This is a genomic window from Brevundimonas sp. UYEF29 (assembly GCF_040546195.1).
GTDB lineage: Bacteria > Pseudomonadota > Alphaproteobacteria > Caulobacterales > Caulobacteraceae > Brevundimonas > Brevundimonas huaxiensis.
Window position 1 is genome coordinate 266635 of record NZ_JBEPNH010000004.1, and the last position, 19515, is coordinate 286149.

Annotated in this window: 20 protein-coding genes and 1 pseudogene; 7 read left to right on the forward strand and 14 right to left on the reverse strand. The window is 68.2% G+C overall.

What is annotated here, in order from left to right; translation table 11 throughout:
• Positions 1 to 360 carry an AtpZ/AtpI family protein gene (locus ABIB58_RS09265; RefSeq protein ID WP_017505296.1) on the reverse strand — a complete coding sequence of 120 codons (360 nt, stop codon included), beginning with the start codon at positions 358 to 360 and terminating at the stop codon, positions 1 to 3.
• A 251-nt stretch (positions 361 to 611) separates the two neighbouring features.
• Between ABIB58_RS09265 and ispH the strand changes: the two genes are divergently transcribed.
• Positions 612 to 1583 carry a 4-hydroxy-3-methylbut-2-enyl diphosphate reductase gene (ispH, locus tag ABIB58_RS09270; RefSeq protein WP_354040478.1) on the forward strand — a complete coding sequence of 324 codons (972 nt, stop codon included), beginning with the start codon at positions 612 to 614 and terminating at the stop codon, positions 1581 to 1583.
• Here the strand turns inward: ispH and ABIB58_RS09275 are convergent.
• From ABIB58_RS09275 to ABIB58_RS09300, 6 genes are all read right to left on the reverse strand, one after another.
• Positions 1580 to 3127, reverse strand: coding sequence for a sensor histidine kinase (locus tag ABIB58_RS09275; protein WP_354040480.1), 1548 nt, complete (start codon positions 3125 to 3127; stop codon positions 1580 to 1582). The two genes, ispH and ABIB58_RS09275, sit on opposite strands and share 4 nt — an antisense overlap.
• 108 nt (positions 3128 to 3235) lie before the next feature.
• Positions 3236 to 3907, reverse strand: coding sequence for an SMC-Scp complex subunit ScpB (gene scpB / locus ABIB58_RS09280; protein ID WP_354040482.1), 672 nt, complete (start codon positions 3905 to 3907; stop codon positions 3236 to 3238).
• A complete protein-coding gene (locus ABIB58_RS09285) occupies positions 3904 to 4722 on the reverse strand; it encodes a segregation and condensation protein A (RefSeq protein ID WP_045810344.1) in 819 nt (272 codons plus the stop codon). Before ABIB58_RS09285 ends, scpB begins: the two co-directional genes overlap by 4 nt.
• A gap of 6 nt (positions 4723 to 4728) precedes the next feature.
• Positions 4729 to 5778, reverse strand: coding sequence for a beta-N-acetylhexosaminidase (gene nagZ, locus ABIB58_RS09290; RefSeq protein ID WP_354040485.1), 1050 nt, complete (start codon positions 5776 to 5778; stop codon positions 4729 to 4731).
• Positions 5775 to 6554, reverse strand: a complete 780-nt coding sequence (locus tag ABIB58_RS09295) for an SPOR domain-containing protein (protein ID WP_354040487.1) — start codon at positions 6552 to 6554, stop codon at positions 5775 to 5777. The genes nagZ and ABIB58_RS09295 overlap by 4 nt, the downstream gene beginning before the upstream one ends.
• A 76-nt stretch (positions 6555 to 6630) precedes the next feature.
• Complete coding sequence (locus ABIB58_RS09300; RefSeq protein WP_354040489.1) at positions 6631 to 7821, reverse strand: deoxyguanosinetriphosphate triphosphohydrolase; 1191 nt, start codon at positions 7819 to 7821, stop codon at positions 6631 to 6633.
• 140 nt (positions 7822 to 7961) lie between these two features.
• Between ABIB58_RS09300 and erpA the strand changes: the two genes are divergently transcribed.
• Positions 7962 to 8279 carry an iron-sulfur cluster insertion protein ErpA gene (erpA, locus tag ABIB58_RS09305; protein ID WP_039245694.1) on the forward strand — a complete coding sequence of 106 codons (318 nt, stop codon included), beginning with the start codon at positions 7962 to 7964 and terminating at the stop codon, positions 8277 to 8279.
• On the opposite strand, the gene ABIB58_RS09310 is transcribed toward erpA, so the two are convergent.
• The 3 genes and pseudogenes from ABIB58_RS09310 to ABIB58_RS09320 form a co-directional block, all read right to left on the reverse strand.
• Positions 8263 to 8460 carry a hypothetical protein gene (locus ABIB58_RS09310; protein WP_354040491.1) on the reverse strand — a complete coding sequence of 66 codons (198 nt, stop codon included), beginning with the start codon at positions 8458 to 8460 and terminating at the stop codon, positions 8263 to 8265. The two genes, erpA and ABIB58_RS09310, sit on opposite strands and share 17 nt — an antisense overlap.
• Positions 8457 to 9649: pseudogene (locus ABIB58_RS09315) on the reverse strand (PepSY-associated TM helix domain-containing protein). The gene ABIB58_RS09310 and the pseudogene ABIB58_RS09315 overlap by 4 nt, the downstream one beginning before the upstream one ends.
• Positions 9559 to 11745: a TonB-dependent receptor gene (locus tag ABIB58_RS09320; protein ID WP_502909740.1), complete on the reverse strand. Its 2187-nt coding sequence runs from the start codon at positions 11743 to 11745 to the stop codon at positions 9559 to 9561. Before ABIB58_RS09320 ends, ABIB58_RS09315 begins: the two are co-directional and overlap by 91 nt.
• Before the next feature lie 118 nt (positions 11746 to 11863).
• On the opposite strand from ABIB58_RS09320, the gene ABIB58_RS09325 reads away from it, so the two are divergent.
• Complete coding sequence (locus tag ABIB58_RS09325; protein WP_354040493.1) at positions 11864 to 12805, forward strand: alpha/beta hydrolase; 942 nt, start codon at positions 11864 to 11866, stop codon at positions 12803 to 12805.
• Between the two features lie 58 nt (positions 12806 to 12863).
• On the opposite strand, the gene ABIB58_RS09330 is transcribed toward ABIB58_RS09325, so the two are convergent.
• From ABIB58_RS09330 to ABIB58_RS09345, 4 genes are all read right to left on the reverse strand, one after another.
• A complete protein-coding gene (locus tag ABIB58_RS09330; RefSeq protein WP_354040495.1) occupies positions 12864 to 13124 on the reverse strand; it encodes a hypothetical protein in 261 nt (86 codons plus the stop codon).
• Positions 13125 to 13206: 82 nt separating this feature from the next.
• Positions 13207 to 13935, reverse strand: a complete 729-nt coding sequence (locus ABIB58_RS09335; RefSeq protein WP_354040497.1) for a prephenate dehydrogenase/arogenate dehydrogenase family protein — start codon at positions 13933 to 13935, stop codon at positions 13207 to 13209.
• Complete coding sequence (locus ABIB58_RS09340) at positions 13932 to 15263, reverse strand: dihydroorotase (protein ID WP_354040499.1); 1332 nt, start codon at positions 15261 to 15263, stop codon at positions 13932 to 13934. The genes ABIB58_RS09335 and ABIB58_RS09340 overlap by 4 nt, the downstream gene beginning before the upstream one ends.
• An 86-nt stretch (positions 15264 to 15349) precedes the next feature.
• Complete coding sequence (locus tag ABIB58_RS09345; protein ID WP_354040502.1) at positions 15350 to 16315, reverse strand: glycosyltransferase family 9 protein; 966 nt, start codon at positions 16313 to 16315, stop codon at positions 15350 to 15352.
• 86 nt (positions 16316 to 16401) lie between these two features.
• On the opposite strand from ABIB58_RS09345, the gene ABIB58_RS09350 reads away from it, so the two are divergent.
• The 4 genes from ABIB58_RS09350 (at position 16402) to ygfZ (ending at position 19512) form a co-directional block, all read left to right on the forward strand.
• Positions 16402 to 16632 carry a hypothetical protein gene (locus tag ABIB58_RS09350; RefSeq protein ID WP_045810358.1) on the forward strand — a complete coding sequence of 77 codons (231 nt, stop codon included), beginning with the start codon at positions 16402 to 16404 and terminating at the stop codon, positions 16630 to 16632.
• The gene (locus ABIB58_RS09355; protein WP_354040504.1) at positions 16629 to 17195 is read left to right on the forward strand and encodes a hypothetical protein; all 567 of its coding nucleotides are present in this window, start codon (positions 16629 to 16631) and stop codon (positions 17193 to 17195) included. Before ABIB58_RS09350 ends, ABIB58_RS09355 begins: the two co-directional genes overlap by 4 nt.
• 68 nt (positions 17196 to 17263) lie before the next feature.
• Positions 17264 to 18658: a response regulator gene (locus tag ABIB58_RS09360; RefSeq protein ID WP_354040506.1), complete on the forward strand. Its 1395-nt coding sequence runs from the start codon at positions 17264 to 17266 to the stop codon at positions 18656 to 18658.
• 50 nt (positions 18659 to 18708) lie between these two features.
• Positions 18709 to 19512 carry a CAF17-like 4Fe-4S cluster assembly/insertion protein YgfZ gene (gene ygfZ, locus ABIB58_RS09365; protein ID WP_354040508.1) on the forward strand — a complete coding sequence of 268 codons (804 nt, stop codon included), beginning with the start codon at positions 18709 to 18711 and terminating at the stop codon, positions 19510 to 19512.
• Positions 19513 to 19515: the final 3 nt, after the last annotated feature.

A 19515-nucleotide genomic window follows, 5' to 3' on the forward strand; every position in this document is an offset into this window, starting at 1 on the left:
CTATCGTTCCCCGTCTTCGTCGGCCTCGACGTAGGGCTCGGCCGGAGCCGTCGTCCCTTGCGCCTTGGCCTGCGCCATCAGCCGGTTGGCTGTGCGACGCGCCATGTAAATCGACAAGGCGAAGCCCAGAAGGACCCCGCCGATCAAACCCCACGGACGGGTCCCGAGGGCCCAGTCTGCGATCGCTCCGAACGCCAGCCCTACGAAGACGCCGCCGAGAAGTTCGGCGATGATCTTGTAGGCCTGACCCGACACCTGATGGCCGGTCAGTTCGGCGGATTTCTCCGCCGTGGTCCGCGCCTCCAATGCGGATGCGCTGTCTTGGAGGCGTTTGATCGCCTCTTCGCGCGATTCCGACATGGGGGATAGGACCTGTGCGTTCGGCGTCCAGACGGTGCGTCCGGACGGGTCTGAATTCGGCGCGGAAACTAATCGTGAGCGGCCTAGAGGTCAAGGCGTCGTGATCATAGCCTAAGACATTGTAGAATATCGATTTTCCATTCTCGCCCGCCCGCCGTGACGATGCGCCGCTGCTGCGGGCGACAGAATCCGTCGCATCCGCCCTTCGGCTCCGATGGCGGTCAGCGCCGCAAACGACTAGGTTCGCCGCCATGAATGCGCATGTTCCTGTCCCCAACGCTCCGCTTCGCCCGCTTTCGGTGCGGTTGGCCACCCCGCGGGGTTTCTGCGCCGGGGTCGACCGGGCGATCCAGATCGTCGAGCGCGCGATCGAAAAGTTCGGCGCCCCCGTCTATGTGCGCCACGAGATCGTCCACAACAAACATGTGGTCGAGCGGCTGAAGGCCATGGGCGCCGTCTTCGTCAAGGAACTGGACGAATGCCCCGACGACCGGCCGGTCGTCTTCTCGGCCCACGGGGTGCCCAAGTCCGTGCCGGCGACGGCGCGGGCGCGCGAACTGGTCTTCCTGGACGCGACCTGCCCCCTGGTGTCCAAGGTGCACGTCGAGGCCGAGCGTCATCACGCGGCCGGCCGCCACATCATCCTGGTCGGCCACGCAGGCCACCCCGAGGTCGTCGGCACCCTGGGCCAGTTGCCGCCCGGCGCCATCACCCTGGTCGAGACCGAGGCCGACGCCGAATCGTTCGAACGCCCCGGCGACGCGCCGCTCGCCTATGCGACCCAGACCACCCTGTCGGTAGACGACACGGCGGGCATCCTGAAGGTGCTGAAGCGTCGCTTCCCCGAACTGCCCGATCCGCACAAGGAAGACATCTGCTACGCCACGACCAATCGCCAGGACGCCGTCAAGGCGCTGGGCGAGGGCTGCGACCTGGTGCTGGTCGTCGGATCGAAGAACTCGTCCAATTCGGTGCGCCTGGTCGAGGTCGCGATGCGCGCCGGCGCCCTGGCCGCCTATCTGGTGGACGATGCGTCCCAGGTGGACTGGTCCTGGTTCGACGGCGTGAACACCGTCGGCGTCACTGCCGGCGCCTCGGCGCCCGAGCCGCTGATCGAGGCCCTGGTCGACGCCATCCGGGCGCGCTTTGACGCCACGGTGACCGAAGACGACGGCGCCAGCGAGACCGTCACCTTCAAACTGCCGCGCCTGCTGACGGCCTAGGCGACCGCTTTCAACGGCAGAACGACGCGGAAGGTGCTGCCAGCGCCGGGCGCGGTGACGATCTCGATCTTGCCGCCCATCAGGGCCGCCAGACCGTGCGCCGCCGTCAATCCCAGCCCCAGCCCTTCGGCCGTGCGCGTCGCGCTTTCATCGCCCTGAGTGAAGGCCTCGAACAGACGCGCCGCCTCCCCCGGCTCCATGCCCGGTCCCGTATCCTCGACCTCCAAGGCCAGGCCCGCGCCCGCAACGGCGCGCAGCATCACGCCGCCAGTGCGCGTGAACCGCACCGCATTGTCCGTCAGCGCCGCGATCAGCTTTTCGACATGGACCGGGTCGCCCAACCACTCGCCCTCGGCCGCCTCGACCGAGATTTTCAGCCCCTTGGCCTCGGCCGCGCCCCGGAAGTCGTCGGCGACCCGCTGCAACAGATTGTCGGGCCGGAACGGCCGGGTCTCCAGCGCCACCGCCCCGTCGCGCAGCCGCACCACGTCAAGCAGCTCCTCGACCAGCCTCAGTTGCTGCCGCCCCGACGCCTTCAGGATTTCCAGCCGCTCGCGCTGCTGCGGCGTGACTAGATCGGCCCCGATGATCTCGGCCATGCCCAGAACGCCGTTCAGGGGCGTGCGCAGTTCGTGACTGACGTTGGACAGAAACCTCGTCTTGGCCCGGTTCGCCGCCTCGGCCCGCTCCAGCGCCGCCGACAGGGCGACCTCGGAGGCCTTGAGGCGTCGCACGTCCGCCGTCGTGTTCCACAGCAGCGACCCCGTGCCGATCAGCAGCACGATGAACAGCAGCAGCAGCAGCGGCCCGGCCTTGGTCAGGATCTGATAGCCGGGCTTTTCCGGCGCCCAGACCACACGCCCCAACAGAGCGCCGCCGACATCGCGCACATCGACGCCGACCATGCCCTTGGGCGGCTCCGCATCGCCGGGCTGGAAATGTATCCGATCCAGCGCTAGCCTCGTCTTCAACGGCTCGAGCTCGCCAGCGAACGGCTTGAACGACGCGACCACCGGATCGGACGCCGGCGTCGATCCGCCCGCCGTATGCCGCACGACCGTGGAGGCTCCCAGCACATAGACGTCGTCACCGACGCGAACGAACGCCGCCTTCAGACGCACCCCGGCATCCGCCGTGACCGATCGATCGCGGCCCGCGGCCTGGGCCCGGAGCGCATCGATCAGCGGACGGGCCGCCTGGCCAAATGGCTGGCCAACCTGCGCCTCGGCGGGTCGGCCCAGTGTGCTGATGCGAAACAGCCGCCCGGTACCGTCATAGCCCAGGGTGAACTGATGTTTGTGCTGGGCGGCGTAGAAGGCGCCGAAGTTGCGGTCGTACCAGGCCACATCGCCCGCCGTCATCCGATCGACGGCCTCGTCCCAGACCGAGGCGGTGGTCAGGTTTTCGCCAATGGTCTCCAGCGCGCGCGTCAGACGTAGGCGCACCAGACCTTCTTCCTTGCTGGCCTGGTGGGCGTCAATGCCGCGGCTGACGATGGCCAGAACCCCGGCCATGCCGACGATGGACGACAGCATCAGGATCATTGCGATCCTGAACGTGCTCCACGCCCGCCAACCCGTCTTCGATGTCACGCCACTCATACGGTCTGGCTTACGGCGCGCAGACTAAGACGGCGTGAACATCACGCTGGGTCAGCTTCGTTCGCCGACGAAATCCTGGGCGAACTCGGGCGCGTCGTCTTCCAGAGGCAGGCTGCCGTCTTCGTCGTCGGCCTCGGAGGCCTTGGTGGGATCGGGAACTTCGAACCCGACCGGCAGGGACAGGTCCAGCAGGCCCGCCGCCTTCATCTCCTGCACGCCCGGCAGATCGTACAGGGTCGCCAGGCCGAAATGCTCCAGGAACCGATCCGTAGTCGCATAGGTGACGGGCCGTCCTGGCGTCCGCCTGCGCCCCCGCAGCCGCACGAACCCCATCTCCAGCAGCAGATCCAGCGTGCCCTTGGAGAGGGTCACCCCGCGCACGCTCTCGATCTCTGCGCGGGTGACCGGCTGGTGGTAGGCGATGATGGCCAGGGTCTCCAGCGCGGCCTTGGACAGGCGGCGCGGCCCCTCGCGCTCCTGGGTCATCATAAAGGCCAGGTCGGGCGCGGTGCGGAAACGCCAGCGGTCGGCGACGCACTCCAGTTTGACCCCCCGCCCCTCATAGCGGGCGCGCAGACCCGATATGGCGCGCGCGACGTTGCAGTTCTCGGGCAGGCGCGCGGCGATCTCGGCCGCCGTCAGCGGCCCGGCGGCGGCGAACAGCAGGGCCTCGACCCGCCGTTCGATCTCGGCTTCGTCGGGCTGGAACGACAGGTCGCTCACGGCGTCAGCTCCAGGGGCTGGCCCGGTCCGCGCCGCTTCAGATACAGGTCCGCAAACGCCTCGCTCTGCCGGATGTCCATCGCCCCCTCCTTCACCAGCTCCAGACTGGCCGACAGGGTCGAGGCCGTAAAGCTGGCCTGGCTGGGCCCCTCCTCGTCCTCACGATGGGGCGCGACCTGCTCCAGCGGCGTCCAGTCGGCCAGCTTGGGCATGATCTCGCGCAGCCAGTCGCGCGCGGCTTCCAGCGGAAAGGCCTCGACCCGCTGGCCGGGGGCGTAGCGCCGGGCCTCCTCGCGCCGGCGCTGCACCACATAGGCGCTCATCAGTTCGTACAGGCTGGCGTCGATCCGGTCCGACGGCACGATCACCGTCGCCTCAGGATCGCCTCGCGTGAAGACGTCGCGCTTCAGCTGCGGCCGGGCCATCAGCTGTTCGACGGCCTTTCGCATCGCCTCCAGCTTCTGCAGCCGGAACGCCAGGGCGGCGGCCATCTCTTCGGCCGGCGGCTCTTCGGCCTTGCCCTTGTCGGTGCGCGGCAGCAGCAGGCGCGACTTCAGATAGGCCAGCCACGACGCCATCACCAGATAGTCCGCCGCCAGGGCGAAGTTACGCCGCCGCGCCTCGTGCACGAAGGCCAGATACTGTTCCGCCAGCTGGGTGATCGACAGCTTCAGCAGATCGACCTTTTGGTTTCGCGCCAGGGCCAGCAGGACGTGGAGCGGTCCCTCATAGCCCTCCAGATCGACGACGAAGGCTTCGCGCTCCTCGACCTCCTCGGCGTTGAAATCCAGATTGGGCTGGAACGACTCCGTCATAGATCTTTAGGCCTGCGCCTCACCCACGTCCGGTCCCTTGGCCACGTCCATGCGACCGCCCATGGCCTTGAAGAAGCGGTCGTGCCCCGCGACGGGATCCAGCGGCTCGGGCGTCCGCACGATCCGGGCCAGCGCGGCGTCCGCACGTCGGCGCGCCCCGCCCTTCAGCGGCCCGACGCCCTCGGCGACCTGGCGCATTTCGTCCATGTCGCCGTTCCAATGGACGACAAGATCGCACCCCGCCTTCAGCGCCTTGTGCGCGCGCTGGGTCAACGAGCCCGACAGGGCGTTCATCACCAGATCGTCGGACAGCAGCAGGCCGCCGAATCCCACCCGCTCGCGGATCAGGCGAATCGCCTTCTTCGACTGCGTCGCCGGATGTTTGCGATCGATTGCGGTGAAGACGATGTGCGCCGTCATACCGATCGGCATGTCCGACAGGGCCTTGAACGGCGCAAAGTCCCAGGCGTCCAGCGTGTCCAGATCGGCATGAACCGTCGGCAGATCCTTGTGCGTGTCCGCAAAGGCCCGGCCATGGCCCGGCATGTGCTTGATGCAGGGCAGAACCCCGCCCGCCAGCAGCCCCTCCGCCGCCGCGCGGCCCAGCACGGCGACCGTCTCGGGATCGACGCCATAGGCGCGGTCGCCGATAATGTCGTGGGCGCCGGGAACCGGCACGTCCAGCACCGGCAGCAGGTCGACGGTCACCCCGACCTCGCGCAGATCGTGCGCCATCAGACGTGCGCCCAGCCGCGTCAGCTCACGCGCCTGCGCCAGCTCGTTCGTCGCCTTCAGATAGGCGTTACCCGGCGGATATTTGGGCCAGTGGGGCGGCCCCATCCGCTGGACCCGACCGCCTTCTTGGTCGATCAGGATCGGCGCCTCGGGATCGGCGATGGACGCCCGCAGTTCGTCGGTCAGAGCCCGCACCTGTTCCGGCGTGTCGATATTGCGCCGGAACAGGATGAAGCCCCAGGGTCGGACCTCGGCGAAAAAGGCCTTTTCGGCCTCCGTCAGCCGATGTCCCAGGCAGCCATAGATGGCGGCGGACGTCACCGGACGATGCAGTCCCGGCCCGCCGCCTTCAGCGCATTGCAGAAGGCGACCGCCCGTTCGCGCGACAGGCCCGAGAAGGCCGTCCGGTACAGGGTCGATCCGCTGGACGAGGTCACTTCGGTCACGCGCTTTTCGGCGCCCGAGGCGAACGCGCCGAAGCGGCCGGCGACGGCGGCGTATTCACGGTCCGCGATCTCGGTCGAGGAGAAGGCGCCGATCTGGACCGAGGCCGATCCGCCGGTCGCGGCCGGAGCCTTGGTCGCCGGCGCAGCGACGGGCGCGGGCGCTGGGGTCGTCGGGCGCGGTGCCGGTGCGGCCGGCGTCGCCGTATTGGCGGGCGGCAGGCCCTGTCCGGTCGGTGCGGCGGTCGGCGGCGCGGCCGGACGCGGCTGGGGCGCCTCGGGCGGCGGGGTGAAGGTCACGGGCGCATCGGTCGTTTCGGCCTCGTCGCGATAGACGCGCACGCCCTCGGCCGGGTCGATTGGCTGGGCGTCGATGGGCGCGGCGGTCTTCATCTCGCCGACGGGCTGACCCACGGCCGGCGGCGCGTCGGTCGAGGCGCGCATGCCCGAACGATAGAAGAAGATCACCGCTACGATCAGCAGCAACAGGACCACCGCGCTGATGATCAAGGTCACCGGCGGCGCCTTGCCCCCGCCCGAGCCGACATTGCGGCCGCTGCGCGGATCGTAGCTGTTACGGCGGAACGGGAGGTCGTCGTCGGTCGGCGGCGTATAGGCGCCCCGGCCGGGTTTGTTGTCGTCTTCAAAGGACATGGTCGCGCTCCGCCGTCTGTCGGCGCGAATCGGCGCGCCGAACGATCACTCTACGCCCCCGCGTACATCTTTCGAATCACAGATCGAGGGCGAGGTCGAGGCTGAACAGCTTCTGGTGCACTTCTATGGCGTAACGGTCGGTCATGCCGGCGATGTAGTCGCATACGGCCCGCGCCCGCTGCGTCTTGTCCGGGGTCATGGCCGGTTCGCCCCACTCCGGCGGCATCACCTCCGGCTCGGCCATGAACAGTTCGAACAACTGCGACAGCACGCGCCGGGCCTGGCTGCGGGTGCGATTGACGCGGTAATGGCGATACATCCGCTCGAACAGGAACTTCCTCAGCACCGCCAGGTCGACGTGCATGGCGTGCGAGAAATCCACCATCGTGCGCCTGGCCATCCGCACGTCCTCGGTCGTGACGATCCGGTCTTCCTCCAGCCGCTGCGCCGTCTCGGCCAGCACGTCCTCGACCATGACGCCGATCATCCGCCGCACCGCCTCGATGCGCAGCATCCGGTCGTCGATGTCGGGATATTCGCGGCGCACCTCGGCCAACATCGGGCCGATCAGCGGCACCTGATCCAGATCGCGCAGGGTGATCAGACCCGCCTGCACACCGTCGTCCACGTCATGATTGTTATAGGCGATGTCGTCGGCGATGGCCGCGCACTGGGCCTCCAGCGAGGCGAACGTCCCCAGCCGCAGGTCCCACCCTGCCTCGCCGTCGGCTGCATAGGGACGCACGACCGACCAGGCCGGCTCGTCCAGGCGGTGCGACACCGGGCCGTTGTGCTTGATGACGCCCTCGACCGTCTCCCAGCTCAGGTTCAGCCCGTCGAACTGCGGATAGCGGTTCTCCAGTTCGGTCACGACGCGGAAACTCTGGACGTTGTGGTCGAACCCGCCGTAGTCGCGCATCTGCACCACCAGCTCGTCCTCGCCGGCATGGGCGAAGGGCGGATGGCCCAGGTCGTGGGCCAGGGCGATGGTCTCGGCCAGGTCGTCGTCCAGCCTCAGCGCATGGGCCAGCGACCGCGCGATCTGCGCAACCTCAAGCGAATGGGTCAGGCGGGTGCGGTAGTGATCGCCCTCATGGGCCACGAAGACCTGGGTCTTCTCCTTCAGCCGCCGGAACGCCGTCGCATGGATGATGCGGTCACGGTCCCGCGCAAAGGCGGTGCGCGTGCGGCTGGCGGGCTCGAAAACGCGGCGGCCCTGGGTCAGGTCGGCGCGTTCGGCGTAGGAAGCGAGATCGGTCTGGCTCAAGTCATCAACTTTGAGGCTGCTTTGATGCGGGGGCCTTTGCGAACGGCCCTGCCCGCCTCATATAGACAGCCGTGAGCACCGTCCAATCCACAGAACCGTCCACACCCGCCTTCACCGTCGCCACGCGCGCGCCGGAAGGCATCGTCTTGGCCGCCAGCGCCGCCAAGCGGCTGGCCAAACTGGGGGCTGCCGAGGGCAAAACCCTGATGCTGCGCGTGGCGGTGGACGGCGGCGGCTGCTCGGGGTTCCAGTATCGGTTCGAACTGGTCGAGACGGCCGAGGACGACGATCTGCGCATCCAGGCCGACGGCCAGACCGCCCTGATCGACCCGGTCTCGGTTCCCTTCCTGAAGAACTCCGAGATCGCCTACGTCGATGAACTGGCCGGCGCCCAGTTCGTGGTCAGGAACCCGAACGCCGCCTCCAGCTGCGGCTGCGGCGTCAGCTTTTCGATCTGACGACGGCCCAGCCGGTCGCCAGGATCGGCGAGGCCAGCAATGCGGCAAAAGCCCAGTCCCACACCCCATCCTGCAACAGTGCGCCCACCAGCCCGATCAGGCTGAGCGCGAACAGGACGATGGGCGCGCGGAAGATGGCCCACAGGGTCAGATCCCTCGGGTTGTGACGGCGACGGCTCACGCCTTCCGCCTCCCCTTGCCCAGCCACAGATAAAGACCGGACCCCAGGATCACGATGGTGGCGATGTCCAGGAGCGCCCACAGGATTTTCAGCGCCAGCCCGCCATAGTCGCCGAAGTGCAGCGGCTGCGACAGCGACAGGGTCTTCACATACCAGGGCGCCGGCGCCACCGCCGCCAGTTCCCCCGTACGCGCGTCGATCAGGGCCGGCGTCGTCATATGCGTCGTCAGCGACGTGTCGCCGTGGAAGAAGACGGCATAGTGGTGGTCGGTCGAATAGTCGGTCCCCGGAAACGCCACGAACTGCAGCTTCATGCCCGGCAGCGCCGCCTTGGCCCGCTCCACCGCCGCATCCAGCGAGGCCCGACCCTGCGCGGGCGCCGGCGCATCATAGGCGACCGTCAACTCCTTCAGCGCCGTCTCTTTCCAATAGGCCAGGATGGGCGTGGCCAGGGTGTTGACCACCCCCGTCAGCCCCACCACCAGCACCCAGGCCGCCGTCACCACGCCCAGCAGATTGTGGTAGTCGAGCCACCGCGTCCGGGCCGCCTTCTTCACCCGCACCGTCCCGAACGGCAGCCGACGCATGAAGGGCGCATACACCACGACCCCCGACACCACGGCCACGACCAGCAACAGCCCCATCGCCCCCAGGAACAGCATCCCCGGCAGCCCCAGGAACATGTCGGTGTGCAGCTGAAGCAGGAACTCCATCACCGGATGACCGGCGACCAGCGGCGCGCCCTCGCCGCTGGTCTGGTCGATGGGCTCGAAACTGTATTTGCCGGCCGGGGCGTCGGGCGCGCGGCTGGTGACGTTCACCACCGGCCGGTCCTCGTCGAAGCTCATGAAGGCCGGAACCTCGCCCGGATGTTTGGCCAGACCGGCGGCCAGCACCTCGTCCAGCGTCAGCAGTCGGCCGTCCGGGTTCTTCGGCGCCCACGGCTCGTGCAGCAGCGCCTCGTTCAGCTCGTGGCTGAACACCAGCGGCAGCCCCGTGACGCACAGCATCAGCAGGAACAGGGTCGAGATCAGGCTCGACCACTTGTGCGTCCAGGTCCAGGCGCGGATCGTCCGGGCGTGCATCGGCCGGCGCGGATCAGAACTCGGTGGAGACCGACAGACGCAAGGTCCGCGGCGCGCCCAGCGTCAGATAGTTCGATCCCGGATAGCCGCCGACCGCGACCCACTGATCCTCATCCGCGACATTCTCCACCCGCGCCCGCAGCGTCACCGGCTTGTCGCCCGCCACGAAGGCGTAGCGGACGCCGGCGTCGAACCGGGTCCAGCTCTCCAGCTCAAGCGTATTCGTCGCATTGGCCGGCTGTGCGCCGGTATGGACCGCCCGGCCCTCGACCGTCAGGCCGCTGACCAGCGGCACGTCCCATTCGACGTTCAGATTGGTCTGAAAGTCCGGCACGCCGATCGCCGACTTGCCCGCATTGGCGGCGGTCAGCGACCGATTGATCTCCGCGTCCAGCCATGTCGCGCCGCCGATCAGACGCAAGCCTACGACCGGTTCGCCATAGACGGTCAGCTCGACACCCTTGTTCTCCTGCTCGCCGCCGTCCGAATAGACAGCGGTATTTGGATCGAAGAAGGCGCTGGGCAAGGTCGTGCGGAAGACGCTCAGCGTGCCGCCATACGAACCGGCGTCGTATTTGGCGCCGATCTCGGCCTGCTCGGCGCGGAACGGCGACAGCACCTCGCCGCCGTTCGCCACCGTCACGCCATTGACCACCGCCGGCGCGGTCGTGCCCGGTACCAGGGCTTCGGCATAGTTGGCGTACAGCGAAATCGTGTCGGTGGGCTTGTAGACCACGGCGAAGGCCGGCGTCGTGGCGTCGCTGGAATAGCCCGACGTGAAGGCCCCGTCGGCATAGGCATAGGATCGGGTCTCGATCTCCTGATAGCGGACGCCGACGGTCGCCAGCACGCGTCCATCCAGGAAGGACAAGACATCGGCGACGGCGAAACTGGTGTTCTTGACCCGCTCGGTGACGTTGGGATCATCCAGATCGCCCGAGACGCTGCCGATGGCCGGCGCCGGTGACAACAGCGGATTGGTCAGCGTCCCCAACGCATAGCCGGCGAAGCTCGACGCCGCCCAGGCGTTCTTCGACTTGGACTGGATCTGCGACGCCGAGGCGACCAGGCGATGTTCGATCGGGCCGGTCGTCAGGTCGGCGCGCACGCCGATGTCGCCCGACCACACCGTGTCCTCGCGGATATTGTCAAACCGATAGCCGCTGATCGCGCCCGCCGCATCGGCGCGCGGATTGGCCAGGCTGTTGTTTTCCTCGCCCTGACGCCCGCCGAAAGCGGCCCAGGCGCTGATGCTGTCGGTCAGGTCGAGCTCACCGCGCACGGCGCCGAACAGCTGCTCCTCGTCGGTGTAGGTCCAGCGCTGGGCGAAATTCTTGTCGGCCGAAGGCGCGTCCGGGATGGCGGTTCCCGGCGTCACGCTGGGACGGGGCGCGTCGATCCGGTGATCCTGCCAGCCCAGATCGGCCGAAAACCGGGCGCGGTCGCCACGGCGATCCAGCCCCAGGCCGACGACCCGCAGTTGGCCGGTCTCGTCCTCGACGGCGCTTTCGCCCGCGCGGCTGGCGATGTTCAGGCGCGCGCCCCATTCGTCCTCGATCCCGAAGCGGCGGGCCAGGTCGGCGGCGGCGTAGATCTCGTCACGGCCCGACACGCCTCCGGTCAGGCGCGTCAGGGGGGCGTCCCCCGCCCGCTTCGGCGTCAGGTTGAAGGCGCCGCCGACCCCGGTCCCGCCCGGCGCGGCGCCGTTCAGGAAGGTGCTGGCGCCGCGAAACACCTCGACCCGCTCCACCAGCTCCGCCGCCACGAACTGGCGCGGCAAGACGCCATAGAGGCCGTTGTAGCTCATGTCGTCCGAATAGACCGGGAAGCCCCGGACCACATACAGCTCCTGGAAGTTGCCGAAGCCCTTGGACACACGCACCGTCGGATCGTTCTGCAGCACGTCGCCGATGCCCCGCGCCTGCTGATCACGCACCAGTTTTTCGGTATAGCTGCTGGTCGAAAACGGGGTGTCCATCACGCCCAGATTGCCCAGCAGACCGACACGCCCGCCCCGCGCCACCTGACCGCCCGCCGCCGGCGCCGTCAGCCGCACCTGCGATCCCGTCACGACGATCTCGCCCAGTTCCGCCGGGGTCGTCGTCTGCTGCGCCAGGGCCGGCGAGGCGAGCGTCAGCGCAAGGGCGCTGGCGGTCAAAAAAACGGAGGCACGGCGAAGGCAGAGCATTTTGATACGCATTCTCAAAATCAAGTTGCGCGTCCCTAGCCCGATCGCTCGGTTGAATGCAATCCGCCGCAGCCGCGACATATTGCATTCGAGCAGTTTCTCGTCTGACCTCGCCGCCAAGGAGATCATCATGCTGACGCTGACCCACGCCCTTCTGGCCGCCAGCCTGCTCGCGGGCCCGGTCTCGACCAACATCGCCCTGCCCGCCCAGCCCGCGCCCTTGCATGGCACGCTGCTGACGCCGGAGGCGCCGACGGCCGTCGCCGTCATTCTGCCCGGCTCAGGCCCGACCGATCGAGACGGCAACAGCCCGATGGGCGTCGCCGCCTCGATCTATCGCCTGCTGGCCGAGGGCCTGGCGGAACAGGGCGTCGCCACCCTGCGCATCGACAAGCGCGGCGTCGCGGCCAGCACAGCCGCCGGGTTCGACGAAACTAAGCTGCGTTTCACAGACTTGGCCGTCGATGCGCGCGCCTGGGCGGCCGAGGCTGCCTCGCGGACGGGACAGCCCTGCGCTTGGCTCATCGGCCATAGCGAAGGCGCCCTGGTCGCGCTGAAGGCGGTCGACGGCGGAGACGACAAGGTCTGCGGCCTGATCCTGTTGTCCGGCGCCGGTCGCCCGGCCGGCGTGGTGATCCGCGAACAGCTTCAGGCCGGCCTGCCCGAACCCCTGAAGACCCAGGCCTTCGCCGTGCTTGCCGAGCTCGAGGCCGGCCGCACCGTCGCCGACACGCCGCCCGCGCTGGCGGCCCTGTTCCGCCCGTCGGTCCAGCCCTATCTGATCTCGTGGCTGCCGCTGGACCCCGCCGCCCTGCTCGCCGCCTACGACGGCCCGGTCTTCATCGGCCAGGGCACCACCGACCTCCAGATCGGCGTCACAGACGCGCAAGGCTTGGCCACCGCCGCCCCCAAGGCCACGTTGAAACTCTGGGACGGCGTCAACCACCTGCTCAAGACCGCCCCCGCCGACCGCGCCGCCAACCTGGCGACCTATTCAGACCCGACGCTGCCGTTGGCCCCTGGCGTGGCGGAGGATGTGGGGGCGTTCATTCAGGCGAACGGGAAACGATGAGTTCAACTGCTGGAAGCGGACATTCTCAGCGTCGCTCATGGGTGGGAAGCAGACCTATCTATTCTTGTGACAAGCCAGCCGCTTGTAGCTGGTGGAGGCCATCGAAGCCGTCAGGAGCGGGTTTAGGTGCCCACCACTTCGCTCCACCTGCGACCCAGCGAAGCCGCAGCGCGTAATGGCTCAACGCGTCGTCGTCGTAGCCGAACTGCGTCCCGCAAGAAGGGCAGATTTCCTGATACCACTTGTCCTGCCCGTCCTCGAATAGAGGCAGTTTTTCATCGTGGAAGGCACAGACCGGGCAGGTGAAGCCGAGTTTCATAACGTGATCTTCCGCCGCGCAGCCTATGTCCGCAATGGGTCGAAGTCGGTCATCGGCCCACACCCCAAAATACGACGTTCGCCTACCCCTTCGCCGCCGTCTCCCGCGCCTCGTCCGCCAGCGCAAAAAACCGCTCCCGAACCTCGGCCGCGAACGGATTGTCGCGTTCGATGGCGCGGAAGACGGCGGGGCTGTCGTGGCGGACCATGTCGACGGCCTGCATCAGGCGGTCGAAACTGGCGGTGGTCATGCGCGTCGGCAGGGGCTCCATGGCCATCAGGACGCGGGCGATCAGGTGGGTCAGACCCTGCACCGTGGCCGCCTCGCGGTCATGGTCCTCGGGGCTGACCTGAAACACCTTCAGTCCCAACGCCCGGCGGCAGAAGGCGGCGACGCGGCGGGCGTCCTTTCCGCCCCGCACCTCGCACACGGCGATCCGCAGGCCCGCAATGCCGTCCTTGCCGCTCTGCGGTCCGAACAGGGGGTGGGTGCCCACGATCCGCACGCCTGTCGGCAGCAGGGCGTTCATCGCCTGCGCCGGCTTCACCTTCACCGACCCCACATCGATGACCAGGGCCTCGGGCCTCAGGTGCGGGCCGATGGCGATCAGCGTCGCCTCCAACGCCTCGACCGGCACGGCCAGCAACACCGTCGGACAGGCGGCGGCGGTCGCCAGATCGGTCAGGGTCGCGAGGCCTTCGTCATCGCTCGCCGCCGGATCATGCGCCAGGATATCGAACCCGGCCGACAGATGCCGCGCCGTCAGCCGCCCGAAGGCGCCGAAGCCGATCAGGCCGAGCCTCTCCCTCACAGCGTCTCCATGAATCGCACCGGCCGCCCGTGCGCCGATCCGATCAGTTCGCCGTCCTTCATCACCACCCGACCGCGCACGATGGTCGCCATCGGCCAGCCGGTCGCCTCCACCCCGTCGAACGGGGTCCAGCCGCAGCGCGTCGCCTGCTGATCGTGCGTGATCGTCCGCTTGGCCTTCAGATCGACAATCGTCAGGTCGGCGTCATAGCTGACGGCCATCCGCCCCTTGTTCGCCGTGCCGAACACCCGCTGCGCCCCCGCCGAGGTCAGGTCGATGAACCGCTCCAGCGACAGCCGTCCATTGGCCACGTGCGTCAGCATCAGCGGCACCAGCGTCTGCACGCCCGGCATGCCGGACGGCGAGGCCGGATAGGGTTTGGCCTTTTCTTCCTTGGTGTGCGGCGCATGGTCGGAGCCCAACACGTCGGCTACGCCCTGCTGCATGCCCCACAGCCACAGCGCATCCACATGCTCCTGCGACCGGATCGGCGGGTTCATCTGGGCATAGCTGCCCAGCCGCTCATAGGCTTCCGGTCCGACCAGGGTCAGGTGCTGGGGCGTGATCTCGACGGTGGCGACATCCTTGTGGAAGCGCAGATATTCCATCTCGTCCCGTGTCGTGACGTGCAGCACATGGATGCGCGCGCCCGTCTCCTTGGCCAGGCCGACCAGGCGCCGGGTCGAGCGGATGGCGCTCTCGGCGTCGCGCACCTCGGGGTGGCTGGTCCAGTCGCCGGTGCGGGCCAGGCCGCGACGCTCGACCAGGCGGTATTCGTCCTCGGAGTGGAAAGTGGCGCGTCGGCGCACATTGGACAGAACCTTCCGCACCCCCTCGTCGTCGGCGATCAGCAGGTCCCCGGTCGAAGCGCCCATGAAGACCTTGACCCCGCAACAGCCGGGCAACCGCTCCAGTTCGCCCAGATAGTCCGCGTTCTCGTGCGTGCCGCCGACGTAGAAGGCGTGGTCCGTCCACATCCGGTCCTTCGCCCGCGCCAGCTTGTCGGCCATGGTGTCGGGATCGGTGGTGTTGGGATTGGTGTTCGGCATCTCGAACACGGCGACGACGCCGCCCAGGGCCGCCGCGCGGCTTCCCGTCTCCAGATCTTCCTTCCACTCCAGCCCCGGCTCGCGGAAATGGACCTGGGTGTCGATCACGCCGGGCAGGACCGTCAGCCCCGTCGCGTCGAAAACCTCGCCCGCCGAGGCTTGGGTTAGGTCGCCGATGAAAGCGATCTTGCCGTCGATCACCCCGACATCCGCCATGCCCCGCCCCGCATGGTTGGCCACCTCGCCGCCACGGACGATCAGGTCATAGGTCTGGGTCATGGGGCGGTTCCTGGGGGATGAGCGATGCGCTCTTACTATATCTCCGCTCATCCCCGCGAAAGCGGGGACCCAGCGCTTTGGGCGCGCTAACCCCGCGCCTTCAACATCCGCTGCGCCGCCTTCAACACCCGCTCCCACGGCAGGTCCATCATATGCTGGATCGCCTGATTCAGGCGCGGATCCAGTTTCCTGAACTCGTCATAGGTGCGCGGCCCGCGCACGGCCTCGCCCTTCCAGGGTCCGCGCACGGTCTCGTCGGACGGTCCGAAGGCGGCGACGACCGGCGTGCCCGAGGCCACGGCCAGCTGGGTCCAGATCGAGTCCGCCCCGATGTACAGCACCGACGTCGACAGGGCCGCGACCGTCTGCAGCCGCGTCAGCTTGCCCTGAAGCTCGATCACCCGCGCGCGCGGCACGGCGTAGCGGATCGTGTGCGCCGCCTCGCGGTCGATCTCCTCGCCCACGATCATCAGCCGCCCGCCCGCCAGACGCCCGTCGTCGGCCAGCAGCTTGGCCGCCACCTTGGCGTAGCGTTCGGCGGGCCAGCGCTTGCCCATCCATTCCACGCCCGGCCCGACCGCCAGGATCGGCCCATCCCCGCCCGTCGTCGGGATCAACGCCTCGACCTGGGCCCGCGTCTCATCCGAGACATAGAGTTTCGGCGCCGGGATCTCATCGGGCTCCAGCTTCAGCACCGCCGCCGCCGCCTCGACCGCATGCAGGCCCGGCTGATCCTTGCCCCGCACCGCGCGCTTGTGCCGCCTCAGCTTGCCCGACAGGTCCGAGCCGCGCATGTCCACGACCAGTCCCCATTTGGTCGCCCGCACCTGGTTCCACAGGGCGATCCAATCGAAATGGCCCTCGCGCTCCAGCACGATCAACTTCGTCAGGCGCGGCGTATCGGCGAACAGCGGCGCGCTGGCGGCCGATCCGACGATGGTGAAGGTCGCGTGCGGCAGGCTCTCGACCAGATGCGCCAGCACGCCTGAGGACAGCACGGCGTCCTCGGCGTCCGCCTCGGCGATGTACAGGATGGGAAACCGCCCGATCATCCGTCGACGGATACAGGGATTCTATCTGCGGTTCAGCGCCAAACGCGTGTTTCCACAGGAAGGCCCCATGCGCTACAGCGACACGCATGAGCCAGACGCCCGACCCAGCCCCCGATCCAGAAGCCGCAGCCGCCCTCGAACGCTTCAAGGCCCAGCGCGTGACGGCGATTTATCGGCTGGACCTGATCGCCAAGGGCGCGACGATTTCCTACGAGGACGGCACGCCCATCGACATGGCCTCCGAAAAGGCCCGCCTTGAAGCGGTCGTCGCCGACATGGACCGCCGCATCGCCCGGCTGGAGCGTTCAGCCGGGTGAGCCTGCCCCTCCTTCCCGGCCGGACCTGCGGCGGTTGCGTCGAATGCTGCCGGGTCATTCCGCTGAACCTGCCGGAATTGGCCAAGCCGACGGGCGAGCTGTGCGCCTATTGCGTCGACGGGGCCGGCTGTTCGGTCCACGCGATCCGGCCGAACACCTGCCGCATCTGGTTCTGCCTGTGGCGCGTGGTCGAGCTGTCGGACGACTGGCGGCCCGATCGCAGCGGCGTCATCGTCCGCCCCGACGGCGTCGAGGACGGGGTCATCACCCTGTATGTCCTGCGCCGCTCCGACTTCCTGGCCTCGCCCGACTTCTTCGTGACCGTCGCCGGCTGGATCGCGGAAGGGATCGAGGTGGCGCTCAGCATTCCCGGCCCCGTCGGAACCTATCCCGCCCGCGCCGTCGTCACCGACTGGCTGCGCCCGGCGATCGAGGATGGCGACCCTGACGCCTTCACGACCCGCGTCCTGATGTCCCTCGACCGGCTGGCCGAACACGATTTCCAGCCGGACGGCGTCGTCGCGCGATATGCGGTGACAACCCTGGATCGGCCGAAAGCTTAGCCGAAGCTTAAGCCCTTGACGCTACGATAAAAATCCGTAACGCCGTCGCTGGAAAGGGCACGCCGTCGATGCAGGCCTGGGACGCGCTGAAACGACCGATCTGGATGTTCGATCCGGTCGCCCTGCGCGGCGTCTACGCCAATGCGGCCGCGCTTGACCTCTGGGGCTCCGACAATCTCGACGCCCTTCTGGCGCGCGATTTCAGCAATGTCTCCCCCGCCGTCCTGGCCCGCACCGAGCGTCTGGCCCGCGAGACGGCCAATGGCGAGACCCTGACGGAAGACTGGACCTTCTATCCGCACGGGCGGCCACTGACGGTGTCGGCGGTGATCTCGACCTATCGCCTGACGGACGGCACGCCGGTCCTGCTGTTCGAGGCCGCGCCCATCACAGTGGAAAACGAGGAGCGTCGCGCGGTGGAGGCCCTGCGCCACACCTCGACCCTGATCACCCTGTTCGACAGCGAAGCCCGCCCGATCTTCTCCAATCCGTCGGCCTTCGCCGCCTACGGATCGACCGCGCACCCCTTCGAGGCCCGATTCGCCGAACCCGAGCGCGCCCAGCCCATGCTGGCGGCCGCCCTGTCGGGATCAGCGATTTCCGACGTCTGCGAGATCATCACGCGCGAAGGCGTGCGCTGGCACCACCTGGACATTCGTCCCGTGACCGACCCCGTCACGGGCCATCTCGGCGTCATGCTGAACGAGATCGACGTGACCGACCGCGTCGAGGCCGAACAGGCCCGCGTCGCCGCCGAGCAGAAGACAGCGATGGCCGAGGCCCGGCAGAAGTTCCTGACGGACATGTCGCACGAACTGCGCACGCCCCTGAACGCGGTCATCGGCTTCTCCGATCTGTTGTCCAAGGCCGGCCTGGCCCAGCAACACGCTGATCACGCCGCCCGCATCAATGGCGCGGGCAAGCGTCTGTTGTCCGTCGTCAACGACATGATCGACCTGTCGTCCGACAACGTCGTTCCCCTGGTGCCCTCAGACAGCCCGGCCGCAGCCGAGCCCGCCCCGCCGGCCAATGAGGACGCTCAAGCCCTGCGCGTCCTCTATGTCGACGATCACGACAGCAACCGCGCCCTGGTCATGGCGGTGTTGACGGCCCAGGGCATCGCCTGCGCCACCGCCAACGACGGCGAACAGGGCGTCGAGGCCGCCCGCACCGGCGACTGGGACGTGATCCTGATGGATATCCAGATGCCCGTCATGGACGGCGTCGAGGCGACTCGCGCCATCCGCGCCCTGCCCGGCGTCGTGGGCCGCACGCCGATCCTGGCCCTGACCGCCAATACCCTGCCGGAACAGCTGATCCAGTACGAACAGGCCGGCATGGACGACTGCATCGCCAAGCCGATGAACATCGTCGATCTGGTCATGCGCGTCACCGCCTGGGGCGCCAGCGACTGGCGCACCTTCGACCCCCGCCTTGAGGACGCGGCGGCCGCTGTCGCCTAAATTCGGCGCGGCGTCTTCTGAAGCCACGCCGTCGGCCCTATCTTCGCCCCATGCCCATCGCCCGTCTCGACAGTCGCGCTCTGATCTCCGTCACGGGCGAGGAGGCGAAACCCTTTCTGCACAATCTGTTGACCCAGGATGTAGAGACGCTGGCCGACGGGGAACTGCGCTTCGGCGCCCTGTTGTCGCCGCCCGGCCGTCTGTTGTTCGACCTGTTCCTTCTGGGACAGGCTGACGGCGTCCTGCTGGACGTCGCCGCCGACCGCCGCGACGCCCTGATCCAGCGCCTGTCGATGTACAGGCTGCGCGCCAAGGTCGCCGTCGCCGCCGACGACCGCCCGGTCTTCGCCGCCTGGCCCGAGGCCCCCGCCGGCTTTATCCCCGACCCCCGCACCCCCCTGATGGGCGGCCGTTTCCATGGCGAGGCGACTGCGGACGCCGCCGAGGCCGGCTACCACGCCCACCGCCTGTCGATCGGCCTGCCCGATCCGACCGCCGACGCGCCTGAGGACAAGACCTATCCAATCGAGGCCGACTTCGACCTGCTGAACGGCATCGACTTTCAGAAGGGCTGTTTCGTCGGCCAGGAAACGACGTCGCGCATGAAGCGCCGGGGCACGATCAAGAACCGGATGCTGCCGCTGGACTTCGACGGCCCGCCCCCCGCCTTCGGCGCCGAGGTGCTGAAGGGCGAACTCCGCGCGGGCGAAGTCCTCTCGGGTCAGGACGGTTCGGTCATGGCCCTGCTGCGCATCGACCGCCTCGACGGCGACCTGACCGTGGACGGCCGCCCGGTGCGCTTGCGCAAACCCGCCTGGATGGGCGACGACGTCCTTCTCTCCTCCAACGCGTGAGTT

Excerpts from the sequence above, each read along its gene's own strand:
- ABIB58_RS09350 (WP_045810358.1), top strand. The coding sequence starts at position 16,402 with ATGAGCCAGACGCCCGACCCAGCCCCCGATCCAGAAGCCGCAGCCGCC.
- ABIB58_RS09325 (WP_354040493.1), top strand. The coding sequence starts at position 11,864 with ATGCTGACGCTGACCCACGCCCTTCTGGCCGCCAGCCTGCTCGCGGGC.
- ABIB58_RS09330 (WP_354040495.1), bottom strand. The coding sequence starts at position 13,124 with ATGAAACTCGGCTTCACCTGCCCGGTCTGTGCCTTCCACGATGAAAAA.
- ABIB58_RS09360 (WP_354040506.1), top strand. The coding sequence starts at position 17,264 with ATGCAGGCCTGGGACGCGCTGAAACGACCGATCTGGATGTTCGATCCG.
- ABIB58_RS09345 (WP_354040502.1), bottom strand. The coding sequence starts at position 16,315 with ATGATCGGGCGGTTTCCCATCCTGTACATCGCCGAGGCGGACGCCGAG.
- ABIB58_RS09340 (WP_354040499.1), bottom strand. The coding sequence starts at position 15,263 with ATGACCCAGACCTATGACCTGATCGTCCGTGGCGGCGAGGTGGCCAAC.
- ABIB58_RS09320 (WP_502909740.1), bottom strand. The coding sequence starts at position 11,745 with ATGCGTATCAAAATGCTCTGCCTTCGCCGTGCCTCCGTTTTTTTGACC.
- ygfZ (WP_354040508.1), top strand. The coding sequence starts at position 18,709 with ATGCCCATCGCCCGTCTCGACAGTCGCGCTCTGATCTCCGTCACGGGC.
- ispH (WP_354040478.1), top strand. The coding sequence starts at position 612 with ATGAATGCGCATGTTCCTGTCCCCAACGCTCCGCTTCGCCCGCTTTCG.
- ABIB58_RS09265 (WP_017505296.1), bottom strand. The coding sequence starts at position 360 with ATGTCGGAATCGCGCGAAGAGGCGATCAAACGCCTCCAAGACAGCGCA.
- ABIB58_RS09285 (WP_045810344.1), bottom strand. The coding sequence starts at position 4,722 with ATGACGGAGTCGTTCCAGCCCAATCTGGATTTCAACGCCGAGGAGGTC.
- ABIB58_RS09295 (WP_354040487.1), bottom strand. The coding sequence starts at position 6,554 with ATGTCCTTTGAAGACGACAACAAACCCGGCCGGGGCGCCTATACGCCG.
- ABIB58_RS09275 (WP_354040480.1), bottom strand. The coding sequence starts at position 3,127 with ATGATCCTGATGCTGTCGTCCATCGTCGGCATGGCCGGGGTTCTGGCC.